The sequence below is a fragment of the Pseudomonas fluorescens genome (assembly GCF_900636825.1).
In the GTDB taxonomy this organism is placed as follows: domain Bacteria; phylum Pseudomonadota; class Gammaproteobacteria; order Pseudomonadales; family Pseudomonadaceae; genus Aquipseudomonas; species Aquipseudomonas fluorescens_BG.
On record NZ_LR134318.1, the window covers coordinates 5409039 to 5431939 of the forward strand.

General features: G+C 54.5%; 23 protein-coding genes. 5 read left to right on the forward strand and 18 right to left on the reverse strand.

What is annotated here, in order from left to right; genetic code table 11:
• Positions 1–137 precede the first annotated feature (137 nt).
• Complete coding sequence (locus tag EL257_RS24760) at positions 138–578, reverse strand: 3'-5' exoribonuclease (RefSeq protein ID WP_126366990.1); 441 nt, start codon at positions 576–578, stop codon at positions 138–140.
• A 468-nt stretch (positions 579–1046) separates the two neighbouring features.
• Here EL257_RS24760 and EL257_RS24770 point away from each other — a divergent pair, with 468 nt between their 5' ends.
• Positions 1047–1379: a hypothetical protein gene (locus EL257_RS24770; protein WP_126366994.1), complete on the forward strand. Its 333-nt coding sequence runs from the start codon at positions 1047–1049 to the stop codon at positions 1377–1379.
• Positions 1380–1556: 177 nt separating this feature from the next.
• On the opposite strand, the gene EL257_RS24775 is transcribed toward EL257_RS24770, so the two are convergent.
• The 7 genes from EL257_RS24775 to EL257_RS24805 all read right to left on the reverse strand — a co-directional run bounded on the left by EL257_RS24775 (position 1557) and on the right by EL257_RS24805 (position 10394).
• Positions 1557–1898, reverse strand: coding sequence for a copper-binding protein (locus tag EL257_RS24775; RefSeq protein ID WP_126366996.1), 342 nt, complete (start codon positions 1896–1898; stop codon positions 1557–1559).
• The gene (locus tag EL257_RS24780; protein ID WP_126366998.1) at positions 1895–5053 is read right to left on the reverse strand and encodes an efflux RND transporter permease subunit; all 3159 of its coding nucleotides are present in this window, start codon (positions 5051–5053) and stop codon (positions 1895–1897) included. Before EL257_RS24780 ends, EL257_RS24775 begins: the two co-directional genes overlap by 4 nt.
• Positions 5050–6531 (reverse strand): efflux RND transporter periplasmic adaptor subunit, encoded by a 1482-nt coding sequence (locus EL257_RS24785; RefSeq protein WP_126367000.1) that lies wholly within the window; start codon positions 6529–6531, stop codon positions 5050–5052. Before EL257_RS24785 ends, EL257_RS24780 begins: the two co-directional genes overlap by 4 nt.
• A complete protein-coding gene (locus tag EL257_RS24790; RefSeq protein ID WP_126367002.1) occupies positions 6528–7784 on the reverse strand; it encodes a TolC family protein in 1257 nt (418 codons plus the stop codon). The genes EL257_RS24785 and EL257_RS24790 overlap by 4 nt, the downstream gene beginning before the upstream one ends.
• 99 nt (positions 7785–7883) lie before the next feature.
• Positions 7884–8225, reverse strand: a complete 342-nt coding sequence (locus EL257_RS28150; RefSeq protein WP_126368262.1) for a hypothetical protein — start codon at positions 8223–8225, stop codon at positions 7884–7886.
• Positions 8226–8325: 100 nt separating this feature from the next.
• Positions 8326–9714 carry a heavy metal sensor histidine kinase gene (locus EL257_RS24800; RefSeq protein WP_126367004.1) on the reverse strand — a complete coding sequence of 463 codons (1389 nt, stop codon included), beginning with the start codon at positions 9712–9714 and terminating at the stop codon, positions 8326–8328.
• On the reverse strand, positions 9711–10394 hold the full coding sequence (locus EL257_RS24805; RefSeq protein WP_126367005.1) for a heavy metal response regulator transcription factor: 684 nt from the start codon (positions 10392–10394) through the stop codon (positions 9711–9713). Before EL257_RS24805 ends, EL257_RS24800 begins: the two co-directional genes overlap by 4 nt.
• Before the next feature lie 278 nt (positions 10395–10672).
• On the opposite strand from EL257_RS24805, the gene EL257_RS24810 reads away from it, so the two are divergent.
• Entirely contained in the window at positions 10673–11116 is a 444-nt protein-coding gene (locus EL257_RS24810; protein ID WP_054092765.1) for a DUF411 domain-containing protein, read from the forward strand.
• Between the two features lie 48 nt (positions 11117–11164).
• On the opposite strand, the gene copD is transcribed toward EL257_RS24810, so the two are convergent.
• The 5 genes from copD to EL257_RS24835 form a co-directional block, all read right to left on the reverse strand.
• Complete coding sequence (copD, locus tag EL257_RS24815) at positions 11165–12100, reverse strand: copper homeostasis membrane protein CopD (RefSeq protein WP_126367007.1); 936 nt, start codon at positions 12098–12100, stop codon at positions 11165–11167.
• Positions 12101–12102: 2 nt separating this feature from the next.
• Positions 12103–12486 (reverse strand): copper homeostasis periplasmic binding protein CopC, encoded by a 384-nt coding sequence (copC, locus tag EL257_RS24820; RefSeq protein WP_054092733.1) that lies wholly within the window; start codon positions 12484–12486, stop codon positions 12103–12105.
• A 70-nt stretch (positions 12487–12556) separates the two neighbouring features.
• Positions 12557–13381, reverse strand: a complete 825-nt coding sequence (locus EL257_RS24825) for a copper resistance protein B (protein WP_419866635.1) — start codon at positions 13379–13381, stop codon at positions 12557–12559.
• Positions 13382–13508: 127 nt separating this feature from the next.
• Entirely contained in the window at positions 13509–15374 is a 1866-nt protein-coding gene (locus tag EL257_RS24830; protein WP_126367011.1) for a copper resistance system multicopper oxidase, read from the reverse strand.
• Positions 15375–15523: 149 nt separating this feature from the next.
• Positions 15524–15733, reverse strand: coding sequence for a co-regulatory protein PtrA N-terminal domain-containing protein (locus EL257_RS24835; RefSeq protein ID WP_126367013.1), 210 nt, complete (start codon positions 15731–15733; stop codon positions 15524–15526).
• 416 nt (positions 15734–16149) lie between these two features.
• Between EL257_RS24835 and EL257_RS24840 the strand changes: the two genes are divergently transcribed.
• On the forward strand, positions 16150–16476 hold the full coding sequence (locus EL257_RS24840) for a four-helix bundle copper-binding protein (protein ID WP_126367015.1): 327 nt from the start codon (positions 16150–16152) through the stop codon (positions 16474–16476).
• A gap of 225 nt (positions 16477–16701) precedes the next feature.
• On the opposite strand, the gene EL257_RS24845 is transcribed toward EL257_RS24840, so the two are convergent.
• The 5 genes from EL257_RS24845 to EL257_RS24865 form a co-directional block, all read right to left on the reverse strand.
• Positions 16702–17613 carry a cation diffusion facilitator family transporter gene (locus EL257_RS24845; protein WP_126367017.1) on the reverse strand — a complete coding sequence of 304 codons (912 nt, stop codon included), beginning with the start codon at positions 17611–17613 and terminating at the stop codon, positions 16702–16704.
• Positions 17614–17669: 56 nt separating this feature from the next.
• Complete coding sequence (locus EL257_RS24850; protein WP_172604519.1) at positions 17670–18011, reverse strand: DUF3703 domain-containing protein; 342 nt, start codon at positions 18009–18011, stop codon at positions 17670–17672.
• 14 nt (positions 18012–18025) lie between these two features.
• The gene (locus EL257_RS24855; RefSeq protein WP_232013124.1) at positions 18026–20122 is read right to left on the reverse strand and encodes a heavy metal translocating P-type ATPase; all 2097 of its coding nucleotides are present in this window, start codon (positions 20120–20122) and stop codon (positions 18026–18028) included.
• A gap of 536 nt (positions 20123–20658) precedes the next feature.
• Positions 20659–21303 (reverse strand): DsbA family protein, encoded by a 645-nt coding sequence (locus EL257_RS24860; protein WP_126367019.1) that lies wholly within the window; start codon positions 21301–21303, stop codon positions 20659–20661.
• Positions 21300–21740, reverse strand: coding sequence for a disulfide bond formation protein B (locus EL257_RS24865; RefSeq protein ID WP_126367021.1), 441 nt, complete (start codon positions 21738–21740; stop codon positions 21300–21302). The genes EL257_RS24860 and EL257_RS24865 overlap by 4 nt, the downstream gene beginning before the upstream one ends.
• Before the next feature lie 103 nt (positions 21741–21843).
• Here EL257_RS24865 and EL257_RS24870 point away from each other — a divergent pair, with 103 nt between their 5' ends.
• A complete protein-coding gene (locus EL257_RS24870; RefSeq protein ID WP_126367023.1) occupies positions 21844–22251 on the forward strand; it encodes a MerR family transcriptional regulator in 408 nt (135 codons plus the stop codon).
• A gap of 85 nt (positions 22252–22336) precedes the next feature.
• Positions 22337–22888 carry an arsinothricin resistance N-acetyltransferase ArsN1 family B gene (locus tag EL257_RS24875; protein ID WP_126367025.1) on the forward strand — a complete coding sequence of 184 codons (552 nt, stop codon included), beginning with the start codon at positions 22337–22339 and terminating at the stop codon, positions 22886–22888.
• Positions 22889–22901: the final 13 nt, after the last annotated feature.

Here is a 22901-nt window from a genome sequence, read left to right on the forward strand (position 1 = left end):
ACCGAATTAGCTAAAACGGAATTGGTCGTCAAACTGGATCTACGCCTTTCTAGACACCGGCGGGACGGTCAGACGACACTACAAAAAGATCAATGATGTCCTCTGCGCTGGTCAGGATACCCCCTCCCTCGGCTCACTCACGAGAACATGCCGGCGATAATCCTGGCGTCGAGCAAGGCGTGGTGAGGCAACTCTTCACCCTCGCTGGTTGGAGCAAGCGTCGTCGCATCGGTAGGAAAATTGCGAACGATTCTGGGCCATCGTCCGTCCTCATATACCAGGTCGCAAAAAAGCTCCCAATCGTACTGAGGGGCATCCGTGACGATCTCGACCTCGTTTTTGAACGACGTCAGAAACCTGAGCAGCGACTTCCTGGCTTCAACAATGGGCAGCGCATAGCTCCCACCCCACAGCTGCGGAAGCACGATTTCCTTCACGAAATCACTGCAGTCCTCTTCTTGCCAACCTTCGAGCAATTCCACGTAGAATTCGCGCCCATCCTCAGCCACCAATGCGAGTGAAATCAGCTTCGCAGCCGCCGAGAGCTTGGTAAACTCGCAATCAAGAAAGAGCCTCATGTTGCCGGAACTCCGTTATGACTAGGCCTCGCCTGGATATGGTGCAGGAAGGTCAGCTGTGGGAAATGGCTCTCAAGCATTTTGGCTCAGACGGGCTCCTCAAGGTAGTCATAGAAATGTGGAGTCACGCTGCGCCTCCGCCCAAGCCAGTCGTGGAATACCTGTCCACCAAACAGGTGAGCCGAGAAGTCCTGAATATACTGAAAATCGCCCAAGAGCGAGTGGGTGCATTCGTTGCGGGTCGGACACCGGTTCCGGACACCGTAACACTGTACTCCCGGCACGCCAGTGACCTAGCGGACGGGCTCATTACGCGACTGCCGAAGGTGCAACTTTCCCGAGCCTGGAGGGGTTTTTGTCTTGAAATTGACCTAGGCATTTGAAATCTCCTCCTGCTCCATAGGGCATCTTGGCGTAAGCCTTCCCAAATAACTTGTTGAGTTAATTGCTGTTCTATAGAGACGATTTATGAAAGCAGATTTAACTGAAGAAGAAATGCGCCGCGCCTTGTTCGGTACAGCTAAGCCTGAAGAGGTTCTTGCATCTCCAGCACCGGAACCTGTCACAGAAGTCGTCTTCACGAAGCCGATAGCTGAGTCTGCAGCCAAGAAGAAACCGGCGAAACCGTTCACGCCTAGGCTCAGGGTCACGCTTCGAGTTGGAAACGAATTTGAGGGGAAGATGCACGAGCTGATCCATGAGGCCGACACGCTGAGTTCGTTGCTTGCTGAGCAAGATGCTGTGAAGGCTGCTAGGAAGAAATACAAATACGTGGAAGTGGAATCCGTTAAGTCGATGTAAAAGACACAGCTGTGAGGATTGCCTACCTGGTAAAGATCGCTGAGCAGCATCGGGGGATATTCTGATTGTTGATCGAAGCGTCGATGCGGCCAGTGGAGATGTCGCTATCGCAACGCTTGGCGATACTTGAACTGCAACCGACACGACGAACCGTGCCGGTTTTTTATCATCGCAGGCTCATTTTCTTATAGAAACGATTGTGGCTTTGCCACCCTCTAGACGAAAGGTAAACGAGACACGGTCTCCGGCTGCCAGCCCTTTCAACTGATCCTCTGTCGCGGAAAACGCCATAGTCATCGGTGGCCATTGCACTGATGGAACAGCGCCATGGGCAATGGTCACGGTATGCTTCGTAGGATCCATAGCCTTGATCGTTCCGTCGGCGGTGGCTACTGGAGCCTGCTTTGTTTCTTGCTTCATTTCCATACTCTCCATTTTCATGCCCGGCATGTCCTCTGCTAGGGCAGAAAAAGACAGCGTAAGTACGGTGCTAGCAGCTGCAATCAGGGTCAGTTTCATACGACTTTTCCTTGAGGGAGGTTGGGTTCATCTTGGAGGTGACGGCGACGCATCAGGCGATACGCTGCCGGAATGACAAACAGGGACAGCAAGGGTGCAGTGACCATGCCGCCGACCATGGGCGCGGCGATGCGGCTCATGACTTCGCTTCCGGTGCCGCTGCCCAGCAGGATGGGTAACAGACCGGCAATGATCACGGCCACGGTCATGGCCTTGGGTCGAACGCGCTGCACAGCGCCCTCACGGATCGCCGCCACCAGCCCGCGCTCAGTGCGGTCGCCGAGGTCTTCACGCTCGGCCCAGGCGTTTTTCAGGTAGAGCAACATAATCACGCCGAACTCGGCAGAAACCCCGGCCAAGGCGATAAAGCCGACTCCGGTGGCGACCGACAGGTTGAATCCCAATAGATAGAGAAACCATGCTCCACCAGTCAGTGCGAATGGCAATGTGGCCATGATCAGCAAGGCCTCATCGAATCGGGCAAAAGTCAGGTAGAGCAACACGAAGATGATCAACAGCGTGGCAGGCACCACCAACTTGAGTCGTGCGTTGGCCCGTTCCAGAAATTCGAACTGCCCTGAGTAACTCAGACTCATACCGGGCTGCAACTTGACCTGCTCATTGACGACCCGGCGTAGGTCGGCGACCACCGAGGCAATGTCCCGACCACGCACATCGATGTACACCCAGCCTGAAGGCCGTGCATTCTCGCTCTTGAGCATCGGCGGCCCGTCGCTGACCTTAACCTTCGCCACCGTTCCCAGGGTGATCTGACTCCCTAACGGGGTGTAGATCGGCAATTGCTCCAGGGCGCCGAGCGAGTCACGCCACTCCCGTGGGTAACGTACGTTGATCGGGAAACGTGCGAGACCTTCGATTGTCTCCCCTACGTTTTCACCACCGATAGCGCCAGCCACAATGGACTGCACATCAGCGATATTCAGTCCGTAGCGGGCGGCGGCCTTGCGGTCGATATCTACATCGATATAGCGGCCACCGGTCAGTCGCTCGGCCAGAGCCGAGCTGACACCGGGCACATCCTTGGCCACCCGCTCGACCGCCTGAGTTGCGGCATCGATCTCGGTCAGGTTTGTGCCGGCAACCTTTACTCCGATGGGGCTTTTGATCCCGGTGGCCAGCATGTCGATACGGTTGCGAATCGGCGGTATCCAGATATTGGTCAACCCTGGAACTCGTACCACTCGATCCAGTTCTTCCACCAGTTTCTCCTGGGTCATGCCTGGGCGCCATTGCTCGTGTGGCTTGAACTGGATAGTAGTTTCGAACATCTCCAGCGGTGCCGGGTCGGTGGCGGTTTCGGCGCGCCCCGCTTTACCGAAGACGTGTTCGACTTCGGGCACGGTCTTGATCAGGCGGTCGGTCTGTTGCAGCAATTGCGCCGCTTTCTGCGCCGACAATCCCGGCAGAGCAGAAGGCATATAGAGCAGGTCGCCCTCATCCAACGGCGGAAGAAACTCTCCACCCAAGCGCGACATTGGCCATAGCGCACTGACAAAAACCAATAGCGCCACCAGCAGCGTGATCTTTGGTCGGCGCAAGACTGCGTCCAAGGCTGGCTGATAGATCCGAATCAACCACCGGTTCAACGGGTTCTGTTGCTCACTGGGGATTCGTCCTCGAATCCAGTAACCCATCAGCACGGGCACCAAGGTCACTGACAATCCCGCCGCTGCGGCCATGGCATAGGTCTTGGTGAAAGCTAATGGGCCGAACAGACGTCCTTCCTGAGCTTCTAGGGTGAATACCGGAATGAACGACAGAGTGATGATTAACAAACAGAAGAACAGCGCCGGGCCTACCTCTGCCGCCGCTTCGGTCATCACATGCCAATGACGCTCCCCCTTTAATTCTTCCCCTGGATTAGCCACATGCCACGCTTCAATCTTCTTGTGGGCGTTCTCGATCATTACCACGGCAGCATCGACCATGGCGCCGATGGCAATGGCAATCCCGCCCAAGGACATGATGTTGGCATTGATCCCTTGGTAGCGCATGACGATGAAGGCAATCAGTACCCCCACCGGCAGGGAGATGATCGCAACCAGCGACGAGCGTATGTGCCAGAGGAAGATCCCACAAACCAACGCGACAACGATGAACTCTTCGATGAGCTTGTGGCTGAGATTTTCCACGGCGCGGTCGATCAGCTTACTGCGGTCGTAGGTGGTGACGATTTCTACACCAGCCGGCAAACTGCTTTTCAGTTCCTCGAGCTTGGTCTTGACCGCTGCAATGGTCTCGCGAGCATTCTTGCCGCTGCGCAAAATCACCACACCGCCGACGGTCTCGCCCTCACCGTCGAGTTCGGTGATGCCACGCCGTATTTCCGGCCCCAGCTGGATCGTGGCGACATCGCCAAGGGTCACCGGCACACCGCCCGAGCCCAGCTTCAGTGGGATCGCCCGAAAGTCATTGAGTGTCTTTAAGTAGCCGGAAGCACGCACGATGAACTCGGTCTCTGCCATCTCCAGCACCGCACCACCGGTTTCCTGATTGGCCTTGCCGATAGCATCGGTCACCTCAGACTGAGTGATGCCGAGGCTGGCCAATTTGAGCGGATCAAGCTGCACCTGGTATTGCTTAACCATGCCTCCCACGGTGGCCACTTCCGCAACGTTCGGTAGGGTCTTGAGTTCAAACTTGAGGAACCAGTCCTGAAGAGCGCGAAGTTGTGCCAAATCGTGCCCGCCACTGCGATCCACCAGTGCGTACTGATAGATCCAACCCACCCCCGTCGCATCCGGCCCCAACGCCGGTTTGGCGCTGGCCGGCAAGCGGCTTTGTATCTGACTCAGGTACTCCAGCACCCGCGAGCGCGCCCAATACAAGTCAGTGCCGTCTTCGAACAGCACGTAGACAAAACTATCGCCAAAGAAGGAATAACCCCGCACGGTCTTGGCCCCCGGCACCGAGAGCATGGTGGTGGCCAACGGATAGGTGACCTGGTTCTCGACGATCTGCGGCGCTTGTCCTGCATAAGGGGTGCGGATAATCACCTGTACATCGGAGAGGTCTGGCAACGCATCAATGGGCGTGCTTTGCACCGACCAGATGCCCCACGCGGTGACAAACAGTGTCGCGAGTAGCACTAGGAATCGGTTGGCCACTGACCAACGAATCAGGGCAGCAATCATGGCTGGCTCCCCGATTTATCCAGTCGTTCAACACGCAGGCCATCATCGGTCTGGCTCACCGCGACCCGAACCTTGTCACCAGCCTTGAGGCCCTGCATCAGCACCGGACTAGCGAGAGGGAAAGTCATCGTCATGCCAGGCATACCCAGCGTCTTGAAAGGGCCGTGGGCGAGCTTGACTTCTTTGTCGTTGATCTCAACGATTTGACCATCCGCCTCATGAAAACTGGAGGCTGTTTCACTGGCTGGCGACTCTTCCTCCGCGCGAGCAACAATGCCTTTAAGACTGGCCTCCGAGTCGAGCAGGAACTGGCCAGATGTAACCACCTTCTGGCCTGCTTCCAGACCTTTCATTATCGCCGTTTTGCCATCGCTTTCCTGCCCAAGGAGCACCTCCACGGGACGGTAGCGGCCAGCGCCTTCGGCGAGCATCACCAGCGCTCGTCGGCCAGTGCGAATCACCGCCTCACTCGGCACCCACAATACACTTTGCTCGGTCGAACGATTCAGGCGTACCTGCGCCGTCAAACCCGGCCTGAGACGCCCGTCCGGATTGGGTAACTCAACACGTACCCGAAGTGTGCGGCTGTCCGGATTGGTCTCGGGCAAGATCGCGCTGACCTTGCCATTGAGCATTTCCCCAGGAAAGGCTGGTAGACGCGCTTCGACTGCCTGCCCCACGGTAATAGCTCCGGTATCTGACTCTGGAACGGCTACAGCTAGCCAGACCGTGTCCAAACCATTGACGCGAGCCAGGGTTTCGCCAGTCGTCACGGTCATACCCGTTCGCACATTTAGCTCTTGCAGAACGCCGCTGATGGGGGTGGTTAGCTTCAGGGTCGGCTGGACTTTCCCACTGCGCTCTACCTGGGATATCAATGCAGCCGGCATCCCTGTGAGTCGCAGCCGCTGACGAGCCGCCGCTAGCAAGTCAGCATCTCCGTTGCGCTTGAGAGCAAGGAACTCTGTCTGAGCCGCCGCCCACTCTGGAACCAAGATATCCGCCAATGCCGCGTTGGCTTGGAGCAGATCACCAGGAGCATGGGCGTAGACCCGCTCCACGAAGCCTGCGGTGCGTGGCTGGATCACCGCGACATCACGCTCGTTGAATCCCAAGACTCCTGTAACGTCGATATTGGAATCAAAGATTCCACGGGTGACTGTCGCAAAACGCAGACCGAAATTCTGAGTCAGACTCGGATCGATACTGACGGTCGCAGGATCTCCTGCGCCACCGGCGTACCGAGGAACCAGCTGCATGTCCATGAAAGGGGATTTACCTGGTTTATCGAACTTTTGCTGCGGGTACATGGGATCGTACCAATACAGAGCCTTGCGCTCCTCTGGGGAGTTAGGACTTTGCTCCGTGGCACTAGGTACTCCGCTCATGCGTTGATGTGCGAACCAGTAACCACCGGCAATACCCAATGCCAGCGAGACGCCTACCAACAATGCCCCGTTCCATTTTTTTAGGATCATTGGCTGGACTCACCATAAGCGAAGTACAGACGCGCACTGGTCAGCGCTCGCTGCTCTTCTACGTCGATCTGTTGGAGGCGGGCTTCGATGAGTTCACGTCGGGCGGCAACCACCGCGTTTAAATCGCCCTTGCCTGCACGGTAACTGGCCATGCTGAATTCGACCTTTTCCTTGGCCAGCGGCACCAGGCTGTCCTGATTTCTGCGCACGGCACGATCCAGACGCTCATAGTCAGCCAGTTCATTTTCCAGCTGCTGGGTATGCTCGCGTGACAGCGCTTCGCGCTCGGCCTCCAATTGGTTGAGTTCAGCCTGCTTGGCCGCAATCCTAGGGTTTTGGCGAGAGTCGGGAAATAGCGGTAAATCCCAGGAAAGTTGAACGCTGACCATGTCGCCGAACTGTCGGTCACGATGCTGATAATCAAGCTCCCAACTCCAGTCCGACTGCTTTTCCGCTTCGGCTTCACGAACTTTGGCTTGCGCTTCGCGGGTCATCGGCGCAAACGCTGCTAACTCGGGGTGGTGTTGCAGCTTATGAGAGTAACTTGAGGTGTCGACGGGCCATTCAGGCAAGCTGCCCACAGGCTTGTCGTTGGCGGCGGAGCCAATCCAGCGTTTGAGGGCCGCACGAGCCTGCGCTCTCTGGAGAATAAGATCGTCCTGCTGCTCCGCCAGTTGAGCTGCTTCCTGCTTGGGTGTCACCGCATCGGCGGGTTGAGCGCGGCCACCGGCAATTTGGGCCCGGACGGTATCGCTCAGCAGGCGGTTTTCTTTGTAGAAGTCCTGGAATAGCACATCTTTGCGCTCAACCGAATAGCTGCTGATCCAGGCCAGCGCCGTGGACTGGCGCACCTTCAGACGTTCGACTCGACGCTCCGCAGAGGCACGATCAATAGCTGCATCGGCGACTGCGATACGCGCTTTGCGCTTGTCGCTATTGGGCATCTCCTGCCTGACCCCGACCATCTGCATGGTCATGAAGTCCTGGTCGATACTCCAACGATCCGGGCCGCCGATGGGGTAGTTCTGCACCCCCACCAAGAGCTTGGGATCAGGTAATTCACCAGCAGGGATGGCTGCACTGCTGGCAGCCTGAATTTTGGCGTCTTGTGCGGTCAGCGACGGCGCGTTGTTTTCTGCCAGCCGCAACGCTTCATCGAGCGTCAATGCGGCAGCGAAACTCGGCAACGCCAGGACGCTTGCCGCTAGGCCAGCCACGAGAGACCAGCCTGTGCAATTGCACTTGGAGTTCATGTTTACGATTCCTGTAATCATCCACTGCACGCGTCAAAAGACATGCGCGCAGCTAGTCCATCCCGCTAATGCGGAATGAGGCTCAATGTGGGACAGGAATCAAACGCGGGGCGGTCGCCATACCCCGGACGGGGTCTGTATAGGTAGGGAATTACTGAAGAAGGAAGCCACTACGGGGCTGAATACGGTAACTGGAGGCTTCAGGATCGAAACTTCAAGCATGCCGCCAGTCTTGCATTCCTGGCCCGGCTTGCAGGGTTTGCCATGCTCTGTCGGGCTTTTCATGTCGTTACAGCAGTCCATTCCCATGTCATCCATCATCGTCATACCCATGGTCTTCATCGGGCAAGGTTCTGTGGGTGCCTGCATGCCCGCCATCCCAGACAGGGGAAGCGTCAAGCTGATCAGGAAGAGAATGCAAAACCGCAGGTAGCGTTTCATAGAAGTGGAGTGTAGTTGGCGCGAACCGTCCTTACAATTGAACAGTTCAAACGTCAAAGCTTCCACTTCAAGGCTCTGACTTCCAAGATTCGCCAGCCTTTCATTCACGAGCATCAGACCAAGCAGGCAGGCTTATCGTAAAAGTAGTCCGACCCTCTTCGGAAACGCATCCAACGCTGCCCCCATGAGCGTCTACCAACGATTTCACGATTGCCAAACCCAGCCCTGCATTGTTTGCAGAGCTTTCCCTGCGCGCAGGGTCGACCCTATAAAACCGATCAAACAGCCGAGGCAGATGTTCAGCAGCGATTCGCTCACCTGGATTTTGCACTGACAAACTCATCATGTTGCCTGATGGCTCGATGTTCACAGAAATGGTGGCACCCGAAGGTGTGTACCGGATCGCATTCGACAGCAAATTGGAAACCATTCGATCCAGCATCGTTCTGTCGCCACGAACCTCACCGTGTCCGGTGATCTGTAGCTTTAGTCCGGTGTCATCTGCAAGCAGCTGGTAATACTCAAAGAGCTTCTCCACCACCAACCGCAATTCGACTTTTTCTTTAGCGGGTAGAACCAGACCATTATCAGACTTCGCTAAAAAGAGCATGCCATCGATGATGCTTGAAAGTCGGTTTAGATCTTCCAGATTGGAGTACAGATTCTCCTCGTATATTTCTGGCGCACGCTTTTTTGTAAGGATGACTTCAGTATGTGTTCGCAAATTGCTTATTGGCGTACGTAGCTCATGGGCAATATCGGCTGAGAAATTAGATAATCGAGAAAATGACTCTTCTAGCCGAGCAAGCATGGCATTGAACGAACTGACGAGTAGCTCAAGCTCACGAGGCACAAAATCCATTGGAATGCGCTCTTTCAGCGATCCAGCCGACATCGAAGCCGCGACCTGCGTCACTCGAGCGACTGGTTTAAGGCCGCTGCGCGCGACCAACCAACCCAAGCCGGCGCTGACCAACGCACTGATCGCCAAACCTATCACTAACCACCAGCGTAAGGTCTCCACGAAATGCATGTGGCTTGTGATATCCATACTCAGCCAGGCCGTCAGTGGCTCTGATTCATTCACCAGATGAACTTGGGCTTTCATCCCTCGGTACAGATGGCCTCCGTCTGTCCACTCCCACATATCATCATCAGGAGTATCAGGAGGAATAGAAGGATGCTGAGCTGAGTTGGAGGTCGCAAAAATCGTTTTTCCGCCGTGCATGACAATCGAGGCTGAGAGTTCCTGGTGTGCCCCCAAAAGCGCTTGTAACTGAAGCAACACATCTGAACGGTCAGCCGAGCCAGCTTCACCGTCCATAATTTGACGAATAGATTCGAGCTTTTCTGTCATTGCTTGCCGGTCAAGTGCCTTGAAGTGATGCCGGCTGAAACCATCGAAGGTAAAGCCTGCTACCACGAGCACTGCTACCACAGCGCACACAAACATCAAGCTTAGACGAAGCGTTAGAGATGGGCGCTTCATTCTGCGTCCGGGGCATCAAGCATGTAGCCCATGCCTCGCGAGGTCTGAATCAGCTTTGTATCGAAATCATCATCAATCTTGGCCCTAAGCCTGCGAATGGCGACCTCAATCACGTTTGTATCGCTGTCGAAATTCATATCCCAGACCTGGGATGCGATGAGTGACTTTGAGAGAACCTCTCCTCTTCGGCGCATCAGCAGCTCTAACAAAGCAAACTCCTTCGCCGTCAGGTCAATGCGTTTACCTGAGCGTGAGGCACGACGTTTGAGCAGGTCGACTTCAAGATCACCGATTTTTATAGACGTCAGATTGGGAGCACCGGCACCCCGACGCAGCAGGCTTCTGACGCGAGCGAGTAGCTCAGAAAACGCGAACGGCTTTACTAAATAATCATCTGCACCAAGCTCTAAGCCTCTAACTCGGTCATCGACTCCGTCCCTCGCTGTAAGGAACAACACGGGAACCAAGCTTCCAGCTGCGCGGACACTTCGGATGACCTCCCAGCCGTCAATCCCAGGCATCATCACGTCCAGAATCAGGAGGTCGTAGCTCTCGTTCAGCGCCTGATGCAGTGCCTCCGTGCCTGTCACGACCCGGTCGACAGTAAAACCCGCTTCCAAGAGTCCTTGCTGGAGATACATTCCGGTTTTGGGTTCGTCTTCTGCTACCAGGATTTTCATGGTGGAACTCCAGCTTTGCGTTGCTCAAGTGTGCTACGAAACCGACAACAATGCGCAAGCTGACGCAAATGTAATCGTTTCGACAGCTACCTGAAAGCGCCGGGACATCACGGCTTGGTAGGTTGTGAGTAGCTAGACGGCAGCTTACGAAAATGTAATCGGCAATAATCGTTGTTGCGCTTAACCTACCCTGGAACGGTGCGGATGCGAGGCCATGGCTATCGGCCAAGCTGTACATAGCAACCGCGCAACGAATCGTTAAAAGGTGCATCCAAATGATGAAGCGTAATTTACTCCTTGCTACGGGGCTGATGTTCATGGGCGTTGCACAAGCTGCGGAGCTGCTCAGTATCGATGTCCACCGCGACGCGAATTGCGGATGCTGCAAGGAGTGGGTCAAGCACTTGGAATCGAATGGATTCAAAGTAGTCGACCATGTGGAAAGCGATATGAGCGCTATCAAGAAAGGGCTGGGTGTGCCGCAAGGACTAGCGTCCTGTCACACGGGCGTTATTGGTGGGAAATTCGTAGAAGGCCATGTTCCAGCGGATGACATCAAGAAGTTGAATGATCGTCCCGACCTTGTAGGGATTGCAGTGCCAGGCATGCCAGCAGGTTCGCCTGGTATGGACTATGGTCAGAAACATCAACCTTACCAAGTCCTGGGCCTCACCAGGGATGGTGCTCAAGAGGTGGTCGCTGACTACCCGAACAGCAAATGATCGCCACGCAGATCTGAGCGACCAGCGCTGCTCAGACCTGCCTAGGCATTACCCTTGGGCCATCTCGATTGAAGGGCTGAGCGTTCCTAGCCAAGCCACCAAGCAAACAATGACAACCGCACAGGTCGATTCGAGCAGCACGCTCTTTTTCAAAGCCGTGACTGCGGCAGAATAATCACCCCCGCTCACAGAGCGTTCCAGTGAGGGGCTCAGGTAGAAACGATTGAGGGTCGCGAGTCCGAGCATGCCAGCGAACAATATGATTTTCGCTAGTAGGAGAATGCCATAGGTGCTGGTCACTACCTCTGTAATGGTTGGCCCGACAATGAAAAGATAATTAGCGACTCCTGTGAGTATGATCGTACCCACAATGAACCCGCCCGCTGTTTCGAATCCTTTGAGCGCCCGAGTCAAAACTCGTACGAGTTGCTCAGGATTACCTTCCCTCATGCTCAGCATCAGAGCAAAGGCTGCCAAGGCTCCAATCCATCCGCCAGCAGCCAATAAATGGAGAATATCCGCTGCGAAATGCCAGAACCGTCTAGCACCTTCATCCATTGCCCCGTGACCTGTCCATGGGAGCGTAGCTAAGGCAATACTGCCCGCTAGGGTAGCAATCCAAAGACTAGCAGATGGCAATCGAGTGCTTTGGCTTGCAGCAATTATCACCACCGCAAGCGAGACCATACGTGCCATCCAGCTGTAACCGACCTCGGTTTCAGACAACATCATTTCCAGGTGAGGTAACAGCTCCGCCCAATCGGACGCACCGCCCATGTTTTTTGTCATGACGAAGAACGCGGCCACAGACAGAAGAATGCCTATAACGGCAGCCCCACTCAGCAGCGACCCAAAATGCAACACTGTTCCCGATTCGCGCTCTTTCCCGCGAAAGCTGTACAGCCCGAACACCGCGAGCCCGAACAGGAGCATCAAATCCAGATAAAGCGCGAGGCGCAGCGCCACATTCAAAGGGTCGCTCATGCTTATTTCACTTTGAAAGTTACGGCACCGGTAATTGGATGAGTGTCGGACGATACTGCCCGCCATTCTACTTTGTAGGTGCCCGTTGTCAGAGGCGATGAAGGCGTGATTACCATGGTCTTCGGATCATTGCCGCCTGCTACGCTTGCTTTGACACCCATAGGTGAATTCGGCATACCTGGCATATCAGTCATGATCAGCTTGGCTCCGGAAAATTGGGTGACCAGGTTTTCGGAAAAGTGCAGTTCAATTTTCGAGGGGGCCGCACCGGAGTCGCCTTCTGAAGGAGTCGAAGACAACAGTTTCGGATGGGCTTGAGCGACCGAGCTCAGCAAAATACCGGATGAAAGAGCGACGGCCACAACACAGGCTTTCAAGAACGACATGCAAGGCTCCTCACAGCGCATAGCTGTTGTAATGAGGTTGAATAATTATTTTTGGTGCTACTAACTTGGTTTAGAACCAGACCCGAACGCCTAGCACCAGGCGTGCTTCGTTATTGTCTTCGCCTTCCTCGCTGGCGTAGTCAGCCGTTTTTCCATAACTACGATTCCAGGTAACGCCCACGTAAGGAGCGAATTGTGGACGGATCTCGTATCGGAGCCGCAGACCAATCTCACTTTCTGATAACCCGGAGCCAATGCCACGCTGGGGATCGTTTTTCCCGTAAAAATTGAATTCTGCAGTCGGTTGCAAAATGAGCTTATTGGTCAAAAGGATGTCGTAGTCTCCTTCCAGCCGCGCCGCAGTCTGGCCACCTTCGCCCAGATAAGCAGTAGCCTGGGCTTCGAAGTTGTAGAGCGCCAAGCCCTGGATGCCGAAAGCCGCCCACGTTTGTGGATCACCCGGTTTGAAGTCTTGGCGAACCCCACCGACCAGATCCCACCATGGACTAATAGAGTGACCCCACAGCGCTTGCACCTCGGCTTCCTCTGTCTTCCCATTGGTGCGCTCTCCCTCAGAACGCAACCATAGACGATCCACATCACCGCCTATCCAACCTTGGGCTTCCCAGTTCAGCGCACTTCCTTCATCAGCATCCTGCCATTCCAATTTTTCGAAAATGAAGTACGAGTTAAGAGCAGTTTCATGCACCGCATGGCCACCAGGCGCGTTGTAAACTGCAGCTCTCTCAGCATCTGTAATTGGAGGTATGGGAGTTCGGCTTTCACTACGAGCCTGCTGCTTGGCGGGCTGCATCTCCTGCATCTGGCTGTGATCCATGCCCTGCATTTGGGAGTGATCCATGCCTTTCATCTGACTGTGATCCATGCTCTGCATCTGCCCGTCATCTGCAGTCTGACCGGTGTCAGCGGCTGCCGGCAGAACAAAGCCAAGGCTCAGAGCGACCGTAGCTACAACTGAGTGAATGCGAGTGCCACAAAAATAGTTGCTCATAGTCGACCCCTTATTCCTCTACTCGCACTTCTCGGAACATACCCATTTCCATGTGATACAGAAGATGGCAGTGATAGGCCCAGCGACCTAGCGCATCGGCGGTGACTCTGTAACTGCGCTTCGATCCTGGCGGCATGTCGATGGTGTGTTTACGAACAAGGAATTGGCCATTTTCGTCTTCAAGGTCGCTCCACATCCCATGCAAATGGATGGGGTGCGTCATCATGGTGTCGTTAACGAGCACGATCCGAACCCGCTCGCCATACTTCAGCCTCACCGGCTCGGCGTCAGAAAACTTCACCCCGTTGAACGACCAAGAGAATTTCTCCATATGCCCGGTCAGGTGCAGTTCGATAGTGCGGCTTGGCTCACGGCCATCAGGATCTTCAAACGTGCTCCTGAGATCTGAATATGTCAGCACCTTGCGACCATTATCACGAAGCCCCATACCAGGATCATCAAGCTTCGGTGAGGTGGACATTGCTTGCATGTCGACCAGAGGGTTGTTGGATTCCGTCTTGGGGTGCGCCTGCATGTCCCCCATCCCACCCATGCCTTCCATAGACATTTTGCTGTGATCCATTCCGGCCATGCCTTCCATGCCGGACTTATCCTGCTTAGCGCCATGGTTCATCGATGTCATGGAGCCGCCGTCCATTCCCGACATGCCATCCATTGAGCTGTCACCCATGCTGGCCATTTTGCTGTGATCCATTCCAGCCATGTCGCCCATTCCGCCCATCGAGCCATGATCCATACCCGCCATGCCCATGTCCGCCATGGTGACGAGAGGACGAGGATCGAGCTCGGGTACAGGCGCGACTAACCCTGATCGAACAGCCAAAGTACCTCGGGCATATCCCGACCGATCCATCGACTGTGCGAACAATGTGTAGGCTTCTTGGGTGGGCTCGACTATTACATCGAATGTTTCAGCTGTCGCTATTCGGAACTCATCCACGCTCACGGGTTTTACATACTGGCCATCAGCAGCAACAACAGTCATCTTCAGTCCAGGAATACGGACGTCGAAGTAGCTCATGGCCGATCCGTTGATGAATCTCAACCTGAGTTTTTCGCCAGGTTTGAAGGTGCCCGTCCAGTTCGAATCCGGAGCGTGGCCGTTCATCAAATAGGTGTAGGTCGCACCACTGACGTCTGCGATGTCAGTAGGGTTCATCTTCATTTCTGCCCACATCTTGCGATCAGCAACGGTGGCTGACCAACCTTTGTCAGCGACGTCATTGATAAAGTCGCTAACCGTACGCTTGTGGGTGTTGTAGTAGTCAGCCTGTTTCTTCAGCGTTTTCATCAACGAGGCCGGATCTTCATCCGTCCAATCGGTGAGCATCACCACGTAGTCACGGTCATACACAAACGGCTCGGGGTCTTTCGCTTCAATTACTAACGGGCCATACACACCCACCTGTTCTTGAAAGCCGGAATGACTGTGATACCAGTATGTTCCGTTCTGCTTGACCTTGAACTGATAGACGTAAGTTCCGTCGGGCTCAATCCCGTGAAAGCTAAGGCCGGGTACACCATCCATATTGGCGGGAAGAATGATCCCGTGCCAGTGAATGGAAGTCATATCCTTCAGGCGGTTTTTGACGCGCAAAGTTACCGTGTCACCCTCACGCCAGCGCAGGAGGGGCCCCGGAAGCCCTCCATTGATCGTCAGCGCTGTACGGCGATTGCCAGTAATGTTTACCGGCGTTTCTCCAATAAACAGGTCGAACTCCGTTCCTGACAGGACATTCGCTTCCCCAAAGCCAGGTGCAGCCCATACAGGGGTACGCCAGAGTCCTAGGCCCGCGAGAATTCCGCCTGCGGTAAGGCCTTTTACGAAGGTGCGCCGAGAGGTGTTGGAGTGCATACCGATTCGTGTCCCGTCAGTCGGAGAGAGGCGCGCACTACTGCGCACATTCCGAGGATTCAATCTATTGATCGCCTGCGCGATTTCATACCTCGAAAGATGCCACAGGCCAGAAAACGAGGTAATTACATTTCCGTAAGCTGGGCGACTCAGCAGTGATGGTTAGACTGTTCAGCCACAGGTTTTTCCTGCGCAACGTCCTCTTTCGGCTGTGTTCCTGTACTCGGGATAAGAGTGGACATCGCCGTCTCGCGGGCTCGCTCCATGCGCTCAGCTGTACGGTCGCCACCGCCCTCAGCAAACGCCAGCGACGATATAGCCAAACTGAATGTAAGAATCAGAGCATTGGTTGCTTTCATGGCGCATCTCCTCAACAAAATTAGCTCTCCGGTAGTCAAGAGAGTCTGTGCATCGGCTCAATGAGGATGATGGAGACTTGCACCTGTCAGCAGGCTGAGCCTGCGATTACAACTTTGACAGCGGCGTGGGGCGGAACTGGTCAGCATGACGGGAGTGCCATAGGTGATTCGGATTGCAGGCCATCTACTCCAGCCACTCGCTGCGCGCATTGCCTGCGCCTGCATGGAGAGCCGAATTTCCAGATCTATGCCTGAGGGCGACCGCTCGATGAGGCGAGCTGAGATGTGAAAGCTTGCCTACCTTACAAAACTGTAATTTTTTTCTCGAAACCCTGCCTACCTGCTTGGGTCGGACGAATTGTACCTTCGAGAAAGGTACATCAAGTGAATCGACCGTCGACCTCGGAGAACCGGTTATGAACAGTAGCTATGAAGATTGCATTGCGGAATGCCTGCGTTGTGCTATGGCATGTGAGAGTTGCGCGTCCGCGTGCCTAGAAGAGCAGGATATGAAAATGATGGCGGCCTGCATAAAGCTCGATAGGGATTGTGCAGATATCTGTAGGCTCGCAGCGACCCTGATGGCACGGGGAAGCCCCTTTGCGAATGAAATTTGTGTGCTCTGCGCAAAAATTTGCCAGGCATGTGGTCAGGAGTGCGGCACTCATAAAGCAGAGCATTGCCAGCAATGCTCTGAGGCGTGCTTAGCTTGCGCACAAGCATGCGAGTCAATGGCTGCTTGAGCTCCCCTTCGACCAAAGATGTCGTCACCCTGGTGGCGAACCATTGAATGATGGGTTGGCCACTAGGGTGAAAAAAACCGACGCGGCATTTTTTGGGAAGTATAACCCGCCCCTTCTTTGCACCACTAAAGATGCTCCGGTGGTCAGGATTTATGTTCGCTGAGTTCTGAGAACATCGCAGCAGATCCCACCCCGACTGGATTTTCACCAGAACCAAATCCAGATCTAGTGCTGCGTGCCTTCGTTTTCTTCGAGCTCTGTATGAAACTGCGAGCTTTCTAATTGAAGAGTTGTGTGACTGATATGGAATACCTCGCTCATCAGTCGCGTCACCTCAGCTAGTATTTCTTGCTCGCCACTAAATGAAGGCTGGATGACAAGGTGAGCACTCATGACATTCTTGCCGCTGGTCAGGGCCCAGATATGCAGATCATGGATATCCTCAACGCCTTCAACCGACCTGATGCTCGCCTCCACTTCAGCTATATCGATTCCATCTGGAACCCCTTGCAAAAGGATGTTCATGCTTTCTTTGAGCAAAACCCACGTCCTGGGAAGCACCCACAGGCCGATGGCTCCAGCAACGACCGAGTCAACCCAAGTCAATCCCGTAAAACGAATTATCAATGCTGCCCCTATTACGCCTATGGAGCCCAACATGTCGCTCCAGACTTCTAGGTACGCGCCTTTTACGTTAAGGCTTTCGGCACTGGCAGACATGAGCAACCGCATTGAAACAAGGTTTACAACTAGCCCTATGACCGCGACGATCAGCATGCCTGTCGATTGGATTTCTGCCGGGGTTTTAAACCGCTGATAAGCCTCGTACAAGATATACACCGCCACCATAAACAACAGAATCGCGTTAAAAGCAGCTGCGAGAATCTCAAATCGTGCGTAGCCGAACGTCCGTTTTTTATCTGCAGCGCGTTTGGCGATGTGAATAGCGATCAATGAAATAGCCAGGGCAGTGCAGTCGGTCAGCATGTGAGCCGCATCGGATAACAACGCCAAGCTGCCGGTAACGAAAGCCCCAATGACTTCCGCGATCATGAAGCTTGTCGTTAACGCTAGAGCAATCCATAACTTTTTCTCGTGTCCTGCACGAGCTTGACCGTGACTATGACCGGCGCCCATATGACTCTCCATGTGAATGTAAAGACGTGGTGGCTACTCAGAGAACTGTCTGCGGGTCACTCTTCGTCAAAAAGAGATTCTAGTTCCGCAGAGAGAGGCATCACCTGGAAAGCATTGATTCGGGCGCGACCGGGATTCCCACGAGGCACCCATAACCTAGAAAAGAACAGCGCAGCAATGACACGTGGTATTTGTCCAAAAACCTCTCGGGGGTCTTGTGCTCTGATGCCCACGAACAACATGAAGACGTGAGACTTAGCATGCAGCAGTGGATGGCGCTGCGCCAGGATGTGGGTACGTTCCAACCAATAGTACGCGCGCTCAAAATCTCGACACCGAATTGCGATACGTGCTTCGCCAAAGCCCTCAAGAATTGCACGATGCAACAACTCTTTCATGCTGCACCTCCGTGCTATTTTTTCAGCAAGCGCAGCCCATTGAGCACTACCAGGAGGCTGACGCCGACATCTGCAAAGACCGCCATCCACATGGTGGCAACTCCCATCAAGGTGAACACCAGGAATATCGCCTTGATGCCGAGGGCGAACACGATATTTTGTTTGAGGATCAGGGCGGTCTGCCGTGACAGGCGAACAAAGGCCGGGATCTTGCGCAAGTCATCATCCATTAACGCAACGTCCGCCGTTTCGATGGCTGTGCCCGTACCAGCGGCAGCCATGGCAAACCCGATCTGAGACTTGGCGAGAGCCGGGGCATCGTTTATTCCATCACCCACCATTCCAACTACGTGCTTGCGGCTCTGCAACTCATTGATGGCTTTGAGTTTATCGTCAGGTAGCAAGTTTCCTCGAGGCTCATCAATTCCAACCCGTTCGGCGATGGCTTCAGCCGTATGCTCGTTGTCACCCGTCAGCATCATGGTCTTGATGCCTAACTCGTGCAGTTCTTTTATCGCAAGCTGGCTTGAGTCTTTCACGGTATCGGCCACGGCAAACAGTGCGAATACCTGCGTAGCGCTGGCCAGCATCACGACGGTTTTCCCTTGACGCTCCAATTGGCTCAGAGACGCATCCAGCGATTGCGTAGTCAGCCCCAACTCTGCGACTAGGCGGTGGTTTCCAAGGTAATAGATCTGTCCATCAATGCTCCCCTTCACCCCGCGACCAGGAATTGCTTCGAAGCTCTCGACCTGTTTCAGCGTGGTAGCCGCCATCTCATCATGCTTGGCGATTGCCCGCGATACAGGGTGGTCTGAGCGAGATCCCAAGCTGGCGGCGAGCAATTGTGGCTCACCATCTGAAGTCTCGGCCAAAAGCAAAAAGTCGGTCTGAACCGGCTTGCCATGAGTAATGGTTCCGGTCTTATCCAGCGCGACAAAACTCAGCTTGGCACCGATTTCCAGATACACACCGCCCTTAACCAGAATGCCTTTTCGAGCCGCTGCCGCCAAACCGCTGACGATGGATACCGGCGTTGAGATCACCAGTGCGCAGGGACAAGCAACAACCAAGAGCACTAGGCCGCGATAAATCCAATCAGCCCATAACCCGCCCATGAACAAAGGCGGTATCAGTGCAACGGCCAATGCAAAGAAGAAAACTACTGGCGTATATATCTTGGCGAATTTATCGACGAATCGCTGAGTAGGAGCTCGCGAACTTTGGGCCTCTTCAACGGCGTGAATGATCCGGGCAAGCGTCGTATTGTTGGCTTCTGCGGTTACACGGTATTCGAATGATCCCGATTCATTGATTGAGCCGGCATACACATGATCATTAACCGTTTTTTCGATTGGCAGACTCTCACCCGTGATGGGAGCTTGATTGACGGTAGACGTGCCGGAAGCGACTTCACCATCTAGGCCGATGCGCTCACCAGGGCGCACCCGCACCAGCGCACCGGTTCTGACCGCCTTCACGTCGACTTCCAGCCATGAACCATCGGATTGACGGACAGTGGCGCGCTCCGGGGCGAGATCCAGCAATCCTTTGATGGCATTGCGAGCACGATCCAGCGACTTTGCCTCGACCATTTCAGCAATGGTGAACAAGACCATGACCATTGCCGCTTCTGGCCACTGCCCGATCAAGACGGCCCCAGTCACTGCAATACTCATCAACGCATTGATGTTCAAATTAAGGTTTTTAAGTGCTATCCAGCCTTTCTTGTAGGTCGTAGGCCCACAAAGGGCGATGGCAAACAAAGCTATTGCGGCAACAACCCACTCCGGGGCCGATTGAGTGAAATGCAGGACTTCCGCACCCGCCGCAGCCACACCAGACAGCACCAATGGCCACCAGTTAGCTTTATGCGTGAGCTGAGCTTGCGACCCGGCTTGATTTGCATTGGCGTCCGCTGCATTGCTCTCAGTAGCCAGGGGCTCCGCGTGCATGCCCAGCGAACGTACCGCAGCTTCGATATCCAAGGTATTCGGCAGCTCATGCCAGACGCCCAACGTGCGGCTCATCATGTTGAATTCGAGTTTATGTATCCCACTCATTCGAGCGAGCTTACTCTCGATCATGGTCTGTTCGGTGGGGCAGCACATCTCTCCTATGCGGAAATTGCTGAGACGAGCCCCTTCGCTGACATTTGCTTGAATAACTTCTGGTGAACAAGACGTCGGGTCTGATGGAGGGCTGGCCACTTCGGTAAAAAGAACGTCGTCGACCGCAGTGGCAGTTTTGCTCGGTTCAGCCAAGCTATACAGATTAGACGGCGCAGCTGTAGCGGCGCAGCATGATTTGCCACCGTCCGGAGCAGGGGCGCAGCAACCCGCGCCTTCTGCCTTGGAGGATTCTGGATTCACATTTGTGGCTTTTGGGGCACAACAGCTGTCAGCAGATTGAGCTTTCGCCGCGCCTGAATCGCAGGTCGTTGCAGCAGGGGCGCAGCAACCCGAGCTTGCGGATGGATCAAACACTTCGACGACAGCCTTTGTTTCAGATGTTTGTTTGTCACCGCAACAGCTTTTCATGAGGTCACTCCCAACAGGATATGGCTAAGAGTGAACACCCTATAGCCACTATAGGGTCAAGCGAATTAGGAAGATCGCTGACCCGTTTTTAGCATTGCGAATCGTGTTTATCGCGACTGGTTGATCTCGCTCCAAATCAAATCGTAGAGCTGCTGGGCACCGAAGTTGGTCAGGGGTTTACCGTTGACGAAGAACGTCGGTGTGCCGCTTACGCCTACCTTTTTCGCATCGGCAGCGTCTCTTTCAATTGTCGCTGTGATCTCGGCAGACATCATGTCCTGGCGAGCTTTGGTAACGTCCAGGCCTGCCTGACCCGCTGCGTCCCAAGCCGCCATAGCCTTTGCGTCGTCATGCCATTGCGGTTGAGCCTCCAGTACAGCTTCAAGTACCGGCACAAACACGCCCTGTTTGCGCGCAGTTTCCAGAATGCGGATGGCCTCTTCAGAGCCCACGTGAAGACGAACATAACGCAGCACCAAGCGAACATCTGCCGGATGCTGGGACATCATTTTTTTAACAATCGGATAAAAGGCGCGGCAACTCTCACACGACGGGTCGAAGAACTCGACAATGGTGACCGGTGCCTTGGCAGGGCCAAAGCTTGGCGAATTGAAACGCACCAGCGCGCTGGTTTCCTGCACGGGTGCAGTCGCTTGAGGCACTGTGGAGGCCCGTTCATAAAAAAATGCAGCGACCGCAAAGCCGATCACGGCCAGGACACTGATGGCGAGGAGGAGTGTGCGTCGGCTCATTGGTTGGATCTCCGGCGAATTAGGACAAGAAGAATGATCAGGAGGCTGAATACGCCCAGCGATAACAAGGGCAGCGGCACGCGACCGAGAATGGTCATGTCAGCGCCGGAGCATGATGGGCCGGCACCACAAGGTTTGATGCTTTCGGGAATCAATCCGAAATAAAGCAGGTTGTGATACAAAGCAAGCAACCACCCCATAACAGCCAAAGGCAATGCGTAGCGCCAGACGCGCATGTCCGACAGGCAACAAGCGACACCCAGCACAAGCACCAGGGGAAACATGAACGCACGCTGAAACCAGCAAAGTATGCAGGGTTCTTGCCCCATGACTTCGCCAACAAACAGCACGGCGAGGGTGGAAATCAGTGCAATCAGCCAGGCACAGAGCAGGAACGCCCAACCTTGGGATTGAGGTTGTGGGTGTGTGGTTTGCATCAAGTTATCGCCCTTTCTTGTTGATGAGCACAGGCATATGCGGATTTGCTAATCGACTTATATGAGTAGAATGAAGGTTCTAGCGACTATAAGGTCAAGCGAAATGAATGCGGCCACTTACACCGTTGGCGCCTTGGCGAAAGCGACCGATACCAAAGCGGTGACTATCCGTTACTACGAACAGCTAGGGCTGCTTCCCTCAGCCGGCAGATCACCATCAGGGTATCGCTACTACACGAATGGGGAGCGAGACCGCCTATTATTCATCCGCCGCAGCCGTTCGCTTGGGTTCAGCCTCGATGACATACGCGAATTATTGAGTTTCGCTGACCGCCGTGATGCCTCTTGCGCTGGAGTAGATGCAAAGGTCGAAGAACAACTGGAACAGGTGCGAATGCGTATTCGGGATCTACAAGGCCTGGAGTTGGAGTTGCAGAGACTCAATGTTTGCTGTCAAGGCGGTGTGATCGAGCAATGCCGCATTATTGAGTCGTTGTCGAACCGTGATTAGATTGGATTAGCGGCGTTTCGATTGGCTCGTATTCAACATGGCTTAGAGAAGGTATCGTTCAAGCTCCTATCAAGGATGAACCTCTATGGCTTTGAAAATCCGTACGGCGGCGGTAAAAGACGCAGAAGCCATTCAGCGAACTTATGCCCCCATAGTTTCGAACACGGCGATCTCATTCGAAGAGAATCCGCCAAGCGTTGAGGAGATTGCTCAGCGGATAACGACCACACTTCAGACATACCCTTATCTGGTGGCTGAAGAGGATGGCGAGATCAAGGGCTATGCATACGCAAGCCAACATCGTGCACGTGCGGCCTACCGGTGGGCTGTTGACGTGACGGTTTACATAGCTGAATCAGCTCGCCGTCAGGGCGTTGGCCGTGGGCTCTATGAGACCTTGCTTCCGATCCTTGAAAAACAGTGCTTTCGCGCTGCTTACGCTGGAATCGCGCAGCCCAATGAAGGCAGCGTGGGCCTGCACGAGTCGCTAGGATTCACCCATATAGGGACGTATCCAGAGGTAGGCTTCAAGCTTGGGAAATGGCACGACGTCGGCTACTGGCGGCTCGGCCTTTGCCAGGCGACTCCTCCACTGGAGCCTATTCTCTTCCCCAAGCTTGGAGTCGCATCACAGTAGGCTCACTCGACTT

Coding starts and splice junctions, on each gene's coding strand:
- EL257_RS24875 (WP_126367025.1), top strand. CDS start 22,337: ATGGCTTTGAAAATCCGTACGGCGGCGGTAAAAGACGCAGAAGCCATT.
- EL257_RS24830 (WP_126367011.1), bottom strand. CDS start 15,374: ATGCACTCCAACACCTCTCGGCGCACCTTCGTAAAAGGCCTTACCGCA.
- EL257_RS24860 (WP_126367019.1), bottom strand. CDS start 21,303: ATGAGCCGACGCACACTCCTCCTCGCCATCAGTGTCCTGGCCGTGATC.
- EL257_RS24865 (WP_126367021.1), bottom strand. CDS start 21,740: ATGCAAACCACACACCCACAACCTCAATCCCAAGGTTGGGCGTTCCTG.
- EL257_RS24870 (WP_126367023.1), top strand. CDS start 21,844: ATGAATGCGGCCACTTACACCGTTGGCGCCTTGGCGAAAGCGACCGAT.
- EL257_RS24825 (WP_419866635.1), bottom strand. CDS start 13,381: ATGCAGAGCATGGATCACAGTCAGATGAAAGGCATGGATCACTCCCAA.
- EL257_RS24785 (WP_126367000.1), bottom strand. CDS start 6,531: ATGATCCTAAAAAAATGGAACGGGGCATTGTTGGTAGGCGTCTCGCTG.
- EL257_RS24775 (WP_126366996.1), bottom strand. CDS start 1,898: ATGAAACTGACCCTGATTGCAGCTGCTAGCACCGTACTTACGCTGTCT.
- EL257_RS24790 (WP_126367002.1), bottom strand. CDS start 7,784: ATGAACTCCAAGTGCAATTGCACAGGCTGGTCTCTCGTGGCTGGCCTA.
- EL257_RS24760 (WP_126366990.1), bottom strand. CDS start 578: ATGAGGCTCTTTCTTGATTGCGAGTTTACCAAGCTCTCGGCGGCTGCG.
- EL257_RS24805 (WP_126367005.1), bottom strand. CDS start 10,394: ATGAAAATCCTGGTAGCAGAAGACGAACCCAAAACCGGAATGTATCTC.
- EL257_RS24845 (WP_126367017.1), bottom strand. CDS start 17,613: ATGGGCGCCGGTCATAGTCACGGTCAAGCTCGTGCAGGACACGAGAAA.
- EL257_RS24770 (WP_126366994.1), top strand. CDS start 1,047: ATGAAAGCAGATTTAACTGAAGAAGAAATGCGCCGCGCCTTGTTCGGT.
- EL257_RS24850 (WP_172604519.1), bottom strand. CDS start 18,011: ATGAAAGAGTTGTTGCATCGTGCAATTCTTGAGGGCTTTGGCGAAGCA.
- EL257_RS24835 (WP_126367013.1), bottom strand. CDS start 15,733: ATGAAAGCAACCAATGCTCTGATTCTTACATTCAGTTTGGCTATATCG.
- EL257_RS24780 (WP_126366998.1), bottom strand. CDS start 5,053: ATGATTGCTGCCCTGATTCGTTGGTCAGTGGCCAACCGATTCCTAGTG.
- copC (WP_054092733.1), bottom strand. CDS start 12,486: ATGTCGTTCTTGAAAGCCTGTGTTGTGGCCGTCGCTCTTTCATCCGGT.
- EL257_RS28150 (WP_126368262.1), bottom strand. CDS start 8,225: ATGAAACGCTACCTGCGGTTTTGCATTCTCTTCCTGATCAGCTTGACG.
- EL257_RS24855 (WP_232013124.1), bottom strand. CDS start 20,122: ATGTGCTGCCCCACCGAACAGACCATGATCGAGAGTAAGCTCGCTCGA.
- EL257_RS24840 (WP_126367015.1), top strand. CDS start 16,150: ATGAACAGTAGCTATGAAGATTGCATTGCGGAATGCCTGCGTTGTGCT.
- EL257_RS24800 (WP_126367004.1), bottom strand. CDS start 9,714: ATGAAGCGCCCATCTCTAACGCTTCGTCTAAGCTTGATGTTTGTGTGC.
- EL257_RS24810 (WP_054092765.1), top strand. CDS start 10,673: ATGAAGCGTAATTTACTCCTTGCTACGGGGCTGATGTTCATGGGCGTT.
- copD (WP_126367007.1), bottom strand. CDS start 12,100: ATGAGCGACCCTTTGAATGTGGCGCTGCGCCTCGCGCTTTATCTGGAT.